This is a genomic window from Saccharothrix hoggarensis (genome assembly GCF_052936025.1).
Genome location: NZ_CP193624.1, coordinates 4898574 through 4911392 on the forward strand (window position 1 = coordinate 4898574; position 12819 = coordinate 4911392).

The following is a 12819-nucleotide window of genomic DNA, read 5'->3' on the forward strand; positions in this document are numbered from 1 at the left end:
CCGGACGTTCAGCCGACCAGCGCGGCCACCTCGGGGTTGCGCAGGTACCCCGTCGCGGTGTGGAAGTCCCACTCCCCGATCGTGACGGTGACGTCCCGCTCCACCCCCGGGAAGTGGTCGCGCAGGCCGGTGCGCGGGATCGCCACGAGGTCGCCGACGTCCGCGACGTTCACCCAGCGGCGCACGCGCGGCGGCGTGCCGCCCGCCGTGGCGGCCGGGTGCAGGCGGGGCGCCACGACGCCCGGCATCGCCAGCGGGCTGCCGATGGTGACGAGCAGGTCCACGTCGTGGTTCTGGTGCGCCCACAGGGTTTCGTAGGCGACGACGCTGCCGAGCGAGTGCGCGACGACCACGTTCGGGCGGCGACGGGCGATCGCGTCGGCGACGGTGCGGCGGACCGCGTCGCGACGCGGCGAGTCCGGCCGGGACAGGTACGTGTGCACCTCGCGGCAGAACGCGATGGCGAACAGCCGCGCGGCGGGGCCGAAGTTGCGCGTGATCCAGTCCGCGGCCTGGCGGGCGCGGACCGTGCGCGGACCCTGCGGGACGCTCGAACCCCGGCGCAGCAGGCCCGTCCAGTCGAGCAGCAGCTCCTGCGCGCCCGGCTCCAACGTCGCCGGGTCGTCCTGCGGGCCCTGGGCGGTGCCCCGGTGCAGGTGGTGGGCGTAGTAGGCGACGTCGAGGTCGACGTGCGCGCGCCGCAGCGCCTTGCGCCAGTCCTCCGCGAGCAGCGCGGCGGCCTCCTCCGCCGACCCGCCGCGCCGGAAGTACTTGTAGTTGCCGATGCCGTGCACGCCCAGAACCGAGGTCATGTCCCGCTTCCCGTGAAGTGTTCGAAGGCCACCACTTCGCCGCCCGAGCCGACCAGCAACCGCCGGCCGTCCCGGACGTCGATCCGCCACACCGGACGGCCGACGTCGAGCGTGTCGACCAACCGCCGGGTGGCCAGGTCCCACACCCGCACGCACCCGTCGTCGCCGCCGGTGAACGCCAGCGGGCGGTCGTCGACGTACGCGCAGTGCACCACCCGGCAGCCGGGGTGCTCGCCGAGTGCCGCGGGCACGCCGCCGACGACGTCCCGGGTCGAGAGGTCGTCGCCGCGGGACACGACCTCGACCAAGTGCCCGTCCAGCCCGATGTGCGTCGTCGGCGCGCGGTGCCGGAACCGGGCGGAGGCCCACTCCGCGTCCCCGAGGTACCTCGGGCCGGCCTCGTGGCTCACGTGGCCGTGGGTGAGCCAGTATCCGTCGGCGGTCTCGACCAAGAGTCCCGGCAAGCCGCCGATTTCGACCGGGACGAGGTCGCGTGCGGGCGTGTCGAGGTTCATCGCACGGTGGGCTTCACCGGTGTCGACGTCCACCAGGGAGAAGGACCCGTCCGCGAAGGCAACCACCGTGTGCCCGTCGAAGTCCGTGAACGACGTCGCGACCGGCACTCCGTCCGCCGACGCCCGACCCCGATCCGACAGGAGTGGCGCGAGGACGGGGAACGTCGTGCCCCTGACCGGTTCGAAGCAGTGCACGCGGCGGCCGTCGTGGGCGACGACCCGCTCGGCCCGGCCGCTGATCGCGATCGCGGTGATCGGCCGGTCGGACACCTTGGCCGGGCCGACGAGCATGCCGCCCCAGGCCACGACGAACACGCTGCCGTCCTGGCATCCCACGGCGAGCCCGGCGCCGTGCGGGGCGAACGCCATCGCGGTCACCGCGCTGCCCACCACCACCGAGCGCCTCCAGGTCTCGTCGCGTCCGCGGTCCAGGAAACCGACCCAGCCGTCCTCGGTGGCCGCCGCCAGCCGCCCGCCGTCCGGGCTGACGGCGAAAGCGGTGACGGGCCGGTCCACCGGGTAGAGGTTGTGGAAGGTGCGCCCGTTCTCCGACAACACGAGTTGGCCGCGGCTGTCCAGGTTCGCCACCACCGCGCCGTCCTCGCCGTAGCCGACCGCCCAGGTCGAACCGGCGTGGTTGTGCGGTTTCAAGGCCTCGTAGCTGACACCCAAGAGGTAGGACCGCACCACTTTGAGCACCTCGCCTCCGGTGCTGACGCACAGGTAGCGCGAGTCGCCCAGCGGGATGGCGGCCTCCAACCGCGTCCGGGCGATCTTGCCGAGCCTGTGGACGCCGGTGTCCCGCATGCTCACCAGCCCGTCCGGCCCGTCCACGACGATCTCGCCGTTGTCCAGCACCAGCACCAGGTGACCTCCGATGTCCGCGGAGGCCTTGCAGTCGGTCGGAGTGCCGTCCGTCCACGACCAGGTCACCAGGCCGCCGGGCCCGACCGCGGCCACGCGCGTGCCGTCCGCGGAGATGGCGATCGACTCGAACTCGGCCTCCTCCGGGACCTCCGTCGGCGCCGGGTTCGCGGCCACGGGCGAGCCGGCGGTCCAGCGGGGCTGCCAGGTCAGCGGCGGGCGGCCCGGCATGGTCGCGGCGCGCACGGCCAGTCGCGTGTCACCGGCGCGGGCGGCGGCGAGGGCGAGGGCGGACGGGGTGGTGATGCCCGCGTAGCGGCGGGCACGGGCGGCGAGTGGTTCGGCGGCCTGCGAGTCGTCGGCCGCGGCGGTGAGGGCCGGCGACGACGCGGGGTGCAGGAGGAGGCCGGGGTCGGTCTCGACCTCCGTCAACCGGCCGGCGTCGGCGGCGTGCGCGGCGGCGTGGCGGAACAGGTACGGCTCGGCGGCGTCCCAGTCCCGGCCGTCCGGAGCGCCGAGGGACGACAGCAGGGCGTCCAGCAGCGCGCTCGCGACCTCCGGCGACGGCGTGGCCAGCGTGTCCGCCAAGCCCTGGTGGAACAGCCGGTAGACGTTGCTGCGGTCGGTGTCCATCGACTGGCGCAGGTAGAACCTCGCGGCGGTCAGCACGGCGCGGATCTGCGCCGTGGTCGGCCGCGGCGTCGGCCGGTCCGCGTCGGCGAACACGTGCGCGATCCGGGTCAGCACGGACACCGGCATCCCGGCGCCCCGCGCGTGCGCCAACGCCGTCATCACCGGGCGCAGCCAGAACTGGCCGCTCTCCAGCTCCAGGTCGAGTTCCAGCACCCCGCGCAGGTCGGTGGGCACGCGCCGGCCGAGGTCGCCGGCCGACGCCGGGTCGGTGACCACGCGCTCGGCGTTCGCGGTGATGAAGTGCCTGGTGTACAGGCCGGCGACGAGGAACGGGCCCCACTTCCGCCGCCCGTCGGCGTCCGGGGCGGCCAGCACGCTGGCGACCGCGTGGGCGAACGCGCCGACCACCCCGCCGTCCTCGCGGTACTCGGCCGTGGTGCGCAGCAGGCGGCTCACGTAGTGGAAGAGGTTGTCCTCCAACACCCACCGGTCGACCTGGTCCAGGTCCACCAGCCACGCCCGCTCGAACAGCGGCGCGAACGCGTCGTACCGGCGCACGCCCACCAGCAGGCGGACCGGCGTGCCGGGCGCGTCCGGGTCGGTCAGCGGCAGCAGCAGACCGGTCACCAGGCTGTCCGGGTCGTCGGCCTCGTCCAGCGCGTCCAGCACGAGCACCGGTCGGACTGACCGGTCGCGCAGCGCGGTCACCAGGTCGGCGGGTGTGGAGTTCTCGGGCAGGCCGAGCTGGCGGGCGATCGACGCCGCCACGGCCGCCAGGCCGCGCTGGCGGGCGTGCACCGCCGCCAGGTCCGCCACCGGCAGCGGCGGCTGCGCGACGTCCTCCCAGATGGGCCTGGTCGCGTCGCGCAACGACGGGCTCGCGGCGCACACCAGCACGCCGAGCAGCGCGGACTTCCCCGCGCCCGGACTGCCGGTGACCACGCACAGCGGCTCGTCGCCGACGTTGAGCCACGGCGAGATCCGCCGGAGTTCCCGGTCGCGGCCGGTGAAGCAGCCGACCAGCCCGGAGCCGGTGTCGGTCAACCTGCCCAGGCCGGTGGCCCGCTCCAGGAAGTGCCGGGCGTCCAGCCCCTCGTCGAGGTCGTCGAGGAACGGCAGCACGCCGGGGTCGACGGAGGCGCGCAACCTCGACCGCGATCCGGGGTCGTAGGCGGGGTTGGGGAAGAACGCGGGCTCGACGTCCGCGCTGATGTCCACGAGGCTCGCGGTGACCTGCTGCGGGAACGCGTCGTCCGCCTCGGCCCGCCGGTTCACCTCCTGGCGGATGGCGCGGGCGACCGTGGTCAGCGGCACGTGCGGCATGCTCGGGTCGATGTCCAGCTCACCGGTCGCCACCGCCTCCAGCACGGTGACCACGGCGTCGGTGAACCGGCCGTCGTAGGCGGATTCCGCCGGTCCGCACGCGGCGATCACCCAGCCCCGCAGGGGTCGTTCCAGCCGGACCTGCCACGGTAATCGGGCGGACGTGCCCGCCGAGCACAGGTCGAGCAGGAACAGCGTCGGCGGCCGCTCGGTGGCCTGCTGCACGGTCAGCCAGTGCGCGACGCTCGTGTCGGGGTGCGGCCGCCCGTCGCTGCCCAGCGCGAACACGGTGGACCCGCCGTCGCCCTGCTCGCCGTGCGAGACGAGGTGCACCACGGCGAGGTCGTCGTGCCGCGCCCCGGTCAGCGTCCCGGTCACCAGGGCGCCCAGGTCGCCGCCGGACAGGGTCTCCTCCGCGACCGCGCGCACGTCGTAGCCGAGGTCGGCAAGCGCTTTCCCGAGTCGTCGCACGTGGTCGGGCGCGAAGTCGAGGCGCTCGTGCCGCTCGAAGGCGGTCACCCCGATGGACAGCGCCCGACGTTCCGCCACCAACCGCTCCTCCGCCCCCGTGCCGCCTTCTGGAACCGCGAACCCCGCTGCCCGCGCCATCGCCGGCTTCTCACCGGTCGTTACGCGCCCGGACACCACCGGTCCGTAACATCGGCGCGTGCGCAATTCGATCACCGACGTGCCCGGCGTGCGCGCGGGACACGCCACGCGGGCCGGTGGCGGTGCGCTGACCGGCACGACGGCCGTCCTGTTCCCGCCCGGCACGCGCGCGACGGTGGACGTCCGCGGCGGAGGGCCCGCGACGCGCGACACGGCCGCGCTCGATCCCCGTCACGGCGGTCGCGAGGTGCGCGGTGTGGTGCTGACCGGCGGCAGCGCGTACGGGCTCGCGGCGGCCGGGGGCGCGGCCCGCGAGCTGGGGTCGTTCGTGCCCGCCGCCGCGTTGTTCGACCTCGGCCGGGGCGGGGACTTCCACGCGCGCCCCGGCCCGGACGAGGGCGCGGAGGCGGTGCGGAACGCCGGCGTGGACGTGGCGCAGGGGAACGTGGGCGCGGGCACCGGAGCGCTCAACGCGAGCCTGAGGGGCGGTCTCGGCACGGCGAGCGCCACGTTGCCCGGCGGTGCGGTCGTCGGCGTGGTCGCCGCCCTGAACGCGGTCGGCCCGTCGGTCGACTTCGACACCGGGCTGCCGTTCGCCGCCCGCCTCGGCCTCCCGGGCGAGTTCCCGGAGCCCGGGGGCGACGACCTCGACGCCGCGCGCGCCGCCGCGTCCGGTCACGTGCCGCCGTTCACCGACGCGCCGCCGTTCAACACGGTCATCGGCGTGGTCGTCACGAACGCCCGCGTGCCGGACCTGTTCCGCGTCGCCAACGCCGCCCAGGACGGCCTGGCGCTGGCCGTCCGCCCCGCACACGGCCTCACCGACGGCGACACGGTGTTCGCCGCCTCGACCGGCACCCACGACGCCGCCGCGGACGACGTGCTGACGGCGGCACGGGTGGTGTTCGCCCGGGCGCTCGTGCACGGCCTGCTCCGGGCGGAGTCCGTCACCACGCCGTGGGGCCGGCTCACGGCCTACCGCGACCTGTACCCGCGCACCGCGGCCACCTATGGGGGTAGTTGAACCATGCACGCCATGCACTACGAGATCACCCTGCCCGCCGACTACGACATGGGCATCATCCGCACCCGTGTCGCCACCAGGGGTTCCGCGCTGGACGCCTTCCCCGGCCTCGGACTGAAGGCGTACTGCGTGCGGGAGCGCGGCGTCGACGGCTCACCGGTCAACCAGTACTCGCCGTTCTACCTGTGGCGCACCGCCGAGGGCATGAACAGCTTCCTGTGGGGGCCGGGTTTCCGGGGCCTGAGCACGGACTTCGGCCGTCCGACGGTGCAGCACTGGGTGGGCCTGGCGTACGGCGCCGGCGGCGCGTACGACGCCGACCCGGGCTCCGGCGCGCCCACCGCCGCCACCAAGCGCGTCGAGCACGTCCCGGCCGACCACGACCCGACGGAGGCGATCGACCGGGCCCTGGCCGACCTGGAGCAGCGCACGGCGCACCCCGACGTCTACGCGACGGCCGTGGCGATGGACCCGAGGCACTGGCAGCTCGTGCACTTCACGCTGTGGCGCGACACCCCGGACGCCACGCCCGGCGTGGTCTCCGAGGACCACGTCCGCTATCGCGTGCTCCACCTGTCCCGGCCGGAGCTGGACGACCTCACCGCGGGCCGTCACTGGTAGGCCGGGACCGGACCACGCCGGGGTGGCGTGCCCGCTCGGTGTACGGCACGGACAGGTAGCCGACGAGGTCGAGCACGCCACCGCTGGTGCGGTCCAGCTCGCGGGCGAACGCCTGGATGCCGGGGTCGACCCGGTCCATCAGCCACGCCAGCAGCACGACCACGACGTCCGCGAGCAGCCCCACCTGGAACGGCATGTCCTCGCGCTTGCCCGCGGTCACGGCGCTGGCGAAGTCGGTCATGCCGCGCTGGGTCAGCTCCAGCGGCCCGGTCTCGATGGCCCGCTTCATCGAGTCGACCACGAGCGGCACCACCGACGCCCACACCTCGCGCGGCGCGACCTCGCAGATGAGGCCGCCGCACAGGGCCGCGGTCCACAGCGCCTCCGGGTCGCGCGCCCGGACCGCGCCCACGGCCAGGTGGGGCAGCAGTTCCGCGCCGCGCTCCCACGCGCCGGTCGCCACGAGCTTCTCCACCGCGTGCCGGTAGTGCCCCAACGCCTCGCCGTGCTGGCGGCGCGCGGTCAGCACGCCGCCCAGGTCGTCGTGGAACGACGCCACCTCGGCCGCCGCGCCCAGCTGCTCGGCGCGGGCGAGCCCGACGGCGGCGTAGTGCTGGGCGGTCTCCAGGTCGCCGCGGTCGCGGTGGCACGCGCCGAGCCGGCGCAGCGCGGCCAGCTCCTGCCGGTCGTCGCCCTCGGCCCGGAACAGCTCCACGGCCCGTGACGCGGCGTCGATCGCGCCGTCGAGGTCGCCCGCGGCCTGCCGGCGTTCGCACTCGGCCAGCGCGAACGCCGCCTGCCGGGCCCGGTCGCCCAGTTCGGCGGCCAGGTCGTGGCCCTCCACGGCGTAGTCGACCGCCGTGTCCGGGTCCGGGTCGCCGATCCGGTCGAGCACGGTGACCGCGTCGAGCAGCGCCGGTCTGTCCCCGTTCAGCCGGTACTCCTCGCGCGCCAGCCGCGCCGCCTGTCCGGCCTCGTCGGTTCTGCCCTCGTCCACCAGCAGCCTCGCCATCCGCAGCAGGACGTCCGCTCGGTCGCGGCACGCGTCGCCCAAGCCCACACACCGTTCGAAGTCCGCCAGCGCGGCGGGGTATTCCCCGCGCCGCTCCGACCGGGCGCCGGTCAACGCGAACCTGGTCGCCCACCGCGGCTCGACCTCGTCGTCGGGGAGGTCGGAGCCCTCCAGCAGGGCGTCGATCCGCTCGACCAGCGCGGCGGCCCGGTCGTCGTCCTCTTCGAGCTCCAGCTCGGCCAGCAGCACGTCGGCGAACGACGGGCTGTCGGCCGCGCCGCCCGCCTCGGCGACCCGCCGCAACGCCGTGATCTCCCGGCGCAGCACGGGCGCGAGCGGTCCGGTGCGGCCGCGCGCGGCGGCGGCCAGCAGCTCGCACCCCGTGAGCGCCGCCTCGGCGTCGGTGGTGGACCGGTCGCGCCACTGGTCCAGCCTGCCGTTGACCGTGCCCACGTACAGGTAGGACCGCTCGATGCCGCCGGGCGTGCCGGTGTTGACGATGGCGTGCGCGGCGGGCGTCTCCTCCGCGGTGAGCCGCCGCACGACGGTGCGGGCGAAGCCGGCGGCCAGGTTCGCCGGGATGCTCCACAGGGTGCCGATGTAGCCGCGGGCGCCGGCGCGGACGAACTCGCGGCCCAGGCCCGTCCACGACCGGCAGGAGTTGTTGAACACGATCGGCCGGTGCCGCAGCTCCACCGGCAGGTCCACGTCGGGCAGCGGCCGGCCGCCGAGGACGATCGCGTCGCCGTCGTGGCAGTTGAAGAACACCAGCTCGACCGGCAGGTCCGCGGCCAGCTCGCGCAGCACGTCCGGTGACGCGTCCGACTCGGGCAGCACGATCGGGTGGGTGTGGTGGCCGGGCGACGCGGCGGTCTCGGGCGCCTCGGCGAACGTGCCGGAGTCGAAGACCAGGCCGAACGCGCCGGGTTCCCGCGCCGCGCCCGCGCGGTGCAGCTCGGTGAGCACGACCAGCGCCGGGTCGGCCACCACGTGCCCGATCGGCTTGCGCGCCCAGTTCGCGTCCTCGGTGTGCACGAACGGGTAGGGCAGGCCGGTGGTGAACGCGGTCAGCCGCCGGTCGCCCACCTCCGCCACCGCCTCGGCGGGCACCTGCGCCGTGACCACGGCCTCGACCGCCGCGAACGGGTCGTGCCCGCCGGTCGACAGGTACCGCCACAGCGCCTCGACGAACCCGATGCCCTTGACGGCGTCGCCGATCGCGGCGGCGGCCGCGGTGACCCGGCCCTGTTCCTCCGCCACCACGGCGCGGACCTCGGTCAGGTCCGGCGCGGGCGTGACGACCAGGCGGGCCGACCGGTGGTGCGCGTAGAGGGCGGCGACCAGGTCGTCCGCGTCGCCCGTGCGCTCGACCAGCACGGCCTCGTCACCGTCGTCGGGGTTGTGGTCATCGAACGGCACGGGCGGCGCGTCGTCGTCCACCCGCAGCGCCGAGCCGGTGCGCAGGGCGGTGAACAGGGCGGTGACGAAGTCGGCGTCCGGCGCGACGTCGAGCGTGCGGTCCGGCCCGCCGTCGCCGCGCAGCAGCTCCCACGCCTTGGCGGTGAGGCCGACCGGGTCGTCGCACGGCAGGTGCACGTGGTCTGGCAGGTCGGGGAACAGCGGCCGGTCGGGCTCGGCCGGGAACTCGGCGAGGAACACGACGCGGCGCACGCCCACGGCGGCGAGCACGTCGGCCAGCAGCGCGTCGTGCCGGTGCGACGACACGTCGTCGGGTCTCAGCGCGACGACCGGGGTCAGCCGGTCGGCGGGCAGGCACGACACCACCACCGCGGCCTCGCGCACCTGGTCCGGGCGGCACACGACGACCGTGTCGCCGACGTCGAACACCGGCTCGCTGGTCACCGCGAGGGTCAGCTCGGACTCGCCCGCGGGCAGGTCGACGCACACCCCGCCGTCGTCCACCGCGCACGGCGACGAGCCGGACACCAGCAGCGACACCGAGTTCGGCAGCTCGAACCGCACCCCGTCGCCGGTCTCGGCGGCGGGCGCGTCCACGGCGAGCCGCCAGCGGGCGGGCGAGGGCAGGTCGAAGCGCTGCCGCAGCACCGCGCGGACGTGCCCGTCACGGGTCTCGGAGACGTACAGGTCGCGCGCGCCGGCCTCCGCGGTCAACGACTCACCCGCGTCCACCGGTGGTTTGCGGTGCACGTCGAGCAGGACGGCACGCAGCAGCCCCGCTTCGAAGCGGAAGCGGATTCCGTGCGGGGCACCGAGGTCCACTGGCTCACGACCCTTGCGAACGACTGGAGTCCACCGTGTCGGTGGTAGCGGGCAGAAACTACGCCACCGACGGCCTGACCTGTAGGAGATCCGGCAGGGAGACCCGGTTGTTACACGCCGGGCCGTTCCGAGCGGGCCGCCGGGGTCCACGGCGACCTGCGCCGGCCGCCCGCGGTCTGCACCTGGTCCCGGCCGAGCCGCTTGGCCTCGTACAGCGCCGAGTCGGCCGCCGCGAGCAGCCCTTCGACGGTGTCCTCGGCGACCTCGGGCCACACGGCGATGCCTATGCTCACCGTGAGGCCCGCCACCACGCCGCCCTCGCCGTCGTCCACGAGCACCCGGTGCACCTCGGAGCGCATCCGCTCGGCGATCGCCACGGCCTCGTCGGGCTCCACGCCGGGCAGCAGCACGGCGAACTCCTCGCCGCCGAACCGGCCCACCGCGTCACCACGCCGCACCGCGCACTCCAGCGCCACCGCGATCCGCCGGAGCACCAGGTCGCCGGTCTGGTGGCCGTGCGTGTCGTTGATGTCCTTGAAGTGGTCGACGTCGATCATGAACAGGCCGACCCGCGCGCCGGGCGGCTGCTGCCGGGTGCGTTGCAGCTCCAGCTTGGCCTGGAGGTGCCACGCCTCGGCGTTGAGGAGGCCGGTCTTGGCGTCGGTGCGGGCGGCCAGCTCCAGCTGGTGGATCAGCACCGTGCGGTGCAGCGCGACGGCCGCGACGACCATCGGCAGCGCGAAACCGGGCCACAGCGCCACGGCGAGGGCGACGAACCCGCCCATCGCGAGCTGGCCCGCTTCGAGCAGGTTGTCCGCGCCGCTGCCGACGGCGTCCTTCACCGAGCGGGGCCGCACGGTCAGCAGGATCACGGCGGCGACCAGGGCGGTGTTGACGAGCCAGTGCGCCGCGCCCGCGCCGACCAGGCCGGCGAGGTCGAGCGCGCCGGTCGGCCGGCCGTGCTGGAGGTGGTCGCGCAGGCCCGTGGCGCCGGCGACGGCGCCCGCGGCGAGCGTGGCCAGCACCATCATCGACGTCGTGAACACGCACCGGTGGGGTGGCCGGGAGGCGTCCCAGCGGCCGACGACCCACCAGCGGTGCGCGTAGACGAGCACGACGAGGGCGACGGCGAGCGTCGGCGGCAGCACCAGCGCGCCGGCCACGAGCCAGATGCTGCACAGGTCGACGTGCGGCAGGTGGCTGTGGTCGCGGCGGACGCGCTCGATCCAGCGCGACGAGTGCAGGTGCAGGGCGGCGCAGGCGACGAGGACGGCGAACGTGGTCCACGACCCGGCGGGCACCGGCCAGGCGGTGGTGGCCGCTGTGGCGAGCACCGCGACGAGTTCCACCGACAGCACGTACACGAGGGCCCGTCGGGGCAGGGACCATAGTGACCAGCGTCGATCGCCCGACGACGTCGAACGCGCTCTGTCCATGGTTCCTCGCGACCGTCTACCCCGGACCGTCATGGTGCCCGGACGGAGGGTCACAGTATTCGTGACCTGCGCGGATGTCAGCCGCTAGCGGGGTGACGCAAACCACGGGAGGTGATTGCCGTGCGCGACAAGATCTGGTGAAACCGCAGGTCAGCAGCCGTTGTGGCACGTATCGAGACGGGTGGGAGGTGTGGTCGTGCGCGACAAGATCTGGTGACCCCCGGTGATCCGGTCCGAGTCGGGAACCACGTCGAGGGGAGGTGCGCCGCCATGCGCGACAAGATCTGGTGATGCCGGGTGCGACACGCGACGGTGACCAACGCGAAGATCCGGGTGTCCTACGCCACCCGAGGCCAGGCGCGGGCCGCGGCGAGCCCTTCCGACTCCCCGCGGCCGGCGCGGCCCGCCCGCCCAGCCGACCCGTGTCCGCCGTCAACCGACCCGTGCCCGGCCGCCGGCCGCCCGTGCCCGCCGTCAGCCGACCCCGTGTCCGCTGTCAGATACCCGTGACCACGGTCCGTCGACCCGTGACCGCCGTCAGCCGACCCGTGTCCGCGCCAGCCACAGGCACGCCAGCGCCGCGCCGACGCCGCTGACCACCAGCGTCGCCCGCGACCCGACCAGGTCGCCCAGCAGCCCGCCGACCAGCGCCCCCGCCGGCGCGCAGCCCCACACCGCCGTGCGGATGGTGGCGTTGACCCGCCCGTGCAGCGCGGACGGCGTGACCTCGTACCGCACCGGCACCTGGTGCACGTTGTAGACCTGCAACGCGAACCACATCACCGCCACGCCCACCATCGGCGACACGGCGACGAACGCCTGCCCGCCCCCGGTGACGAGGATCGCCGCGACCATCGTCGGCCCGCGCCCGAACCACTCGCCCGCCCGGGCCGCCACGAGCGCGCCGACCAGCCCGCCCACCGCTCCCACCGACAGCGTCATGCCGAGCCGTGACGGCGTCATGCCCAGGTCCGCGACGAGGTGCAGCACGAGCACGGCGCCGAAGGCGTTGAACCAGAAGACGTGGGTCGCGGTGCACAGCGTGACCCGCCGCAGGATCCGGTGGCCGAACACGGCCCGCAGCCCGGCCAGCACCTCGGCGCCCATCCCGGCCCGCGCCGACGCGTCGGCCCGACCGACCGCCGGTCCCGCCACCCGCACCCCGGCCAACGCCACCGCGGCCACGACGAAGCTCGCCGCGTCGACCAGCAACGCCCCTGCCGCCGTGACCGCGCCGACCAGCCACCCGCCGAGCGCCGGTCCCGCGACCTGCGCGGTGGCCTGGCTGACCTCCACGGCCCCCTGCGCCCGCGTCAACCGGTCCCGCGGCACCACCATCGGCACCAGCGCCAGCCCGGCGATGTCCCCGAATACGGCGAACGACCCGGCCACGGCCACCGCCGCGGCCAGCACGGCCACCGACAGCACCCCGGCCGCCGCGGCCACCGGCACCACCGCCAGCGCCACCGCCTGCCCGACCGCGCACACCGCCGCCACCGCCCGACGCGGCAGCCGGTCCACCCACACCCCGGCGACGAGCCCGAACACCAGGTACGGCAACCGCCCGCACGCGGCCACCACGCCGACCTCCCACGGCCCCGCCCCCAGCGCCGCGACCGCCACCAACGGCACCGCGACGACGGTCACCTGCGACCCGATGAGGGACACCGACTGCCCGGACCACAGCAGCGCGAACGACCGGTCGCGCCACAGCGGGTCGCGGGGCACG

7 protein-coding genes are annotated in these 12819 nt (G+C 75.1%); 2 read left to right on the top strand and 5 right to left on the bottom strand.

From position 1 onward, the window contains the following. Positions 1 to 8: 8 nt before the first annotated feature. Together ACRAKH_RS21865 and ACRAKH_RS21870 are read right to left on the bottom strand one after the other, a co-directional pair. On the bottom strand, positions 9 to 812 hold the full coding sequence (locus ACRAKH_RS21865; RefSeq protein ID WP_380728280.1) for a serine peptidase: 804 nt from the start codon (positions 810 to 812) through the stop codon (positions 9 to 11). Then, positions 809 to 4696, bottom strand: a complete 3888-nt coding sequence (locus ACRAKH_RS21870) for an AAA family ATPase (RefSeq protein WP_447009236.1) — start codon at positions 4694 to 4696, stop codon at positions 809 to 811. The genes ACRAKH_RS21865 and ACRAKH_RS21870 overlap by 4 nt, the downstream gene beginning before the upstream one ends. Before the next feature lie 118 nt (positions 4697 to 4814). Here ACRAKH_RS21870 and ACRAKH_RS21875 point away from each other — a divergent pair, with 118 nt between their 5' ends. Further along, positions 4815 to 5780 carry a P1 family peptidase gene (locus ACRAKH_RS21875; protein WP_447009237.1) on the top strand — a complete coding sequence of 322 codons (966 nt, stop codon included), beginning with the start codon at positions 4815 to 4817 and terminating at the stop codon, positions 5778 to 5780. A gap of 12 nt (positions 5781 to 5792) precedes the next feature. Beyond that, positions 5793 to 6401: a DUF4865 family protein gene (locus ACRAKH_RS21880; protein ID WP_380729213.1), complete on the top strand. Its 609-nt coding sequence runs from the start codon at positions 5793 to 5795 to the stop codon at positions 6399 to 6401. Here the strand turns inward: ACRAKH_RS21880 and ACRAKH_RS21885 are convergent. The 3 genes from ACRAKH_RS21885 to ACRAKH_RS21895 all read right to left on the bottom strand — a co-directional run bounded on the left by ACRAKH_RS21885 (position 6379) and on the right by ACRAKH_RS21895 (position 12818). Next, positions 6379 to 9654, bottom strand: a complete 3276-nt coding sequence (locus ACRAKH_RS21885; protein WP_447009238.1) for a hypothetical protein — start codon at positions 9652 to 9654, stop codon at positions 6379 to 6381. The two genes, ACRAKH_RS21880 and ACRAKH_RS21885, sit on opposite strands and share 23 nt — an antisense overlap. 110 nt (positions 9655 to 9764) lie before the next feature. Beyond that, positions 9765 to 11018 (bottom strand): diguanylate cyclase, encoded by a 1254-nt coding sequence (locus tag ACRAKH_RS21890; protein ID WP_447009239.1) that lies wholly within the window; start codon positions 11016 to 11018, stop codon positions 9765 to 9767. Positions 11019 to 11627: 609 nt separating this feature from the next. Beyond that, entirely contained in the window at positions 11628 to 12818 is a 1191-nt protein-coding gene (locus ACRAKH_RS21895) for an MFS transporter (RefSeq protein WP_447009240.1), read from the bottom strand. Position 12819 lies beyond the last annotated feature (1 nt).

What these genes read in the sequence shown, in the direction of transcription:
- ACRAKH_RS21880 (WP_380729213.1), top strand. Translation starts at nt 5,793, where the DNA reads ATGCACTACGAGATCACCCTGCCCGCCGACTACGACATGGGCATCATC.
- ACRAKH_RS21865 (WP_380728280.1), bottom strand. Translation starts at nt 812, where the DNA reads ATGACCTCGGTTCTGGGCGTGCACGGCATCGGCAACTACAAGTACTTC.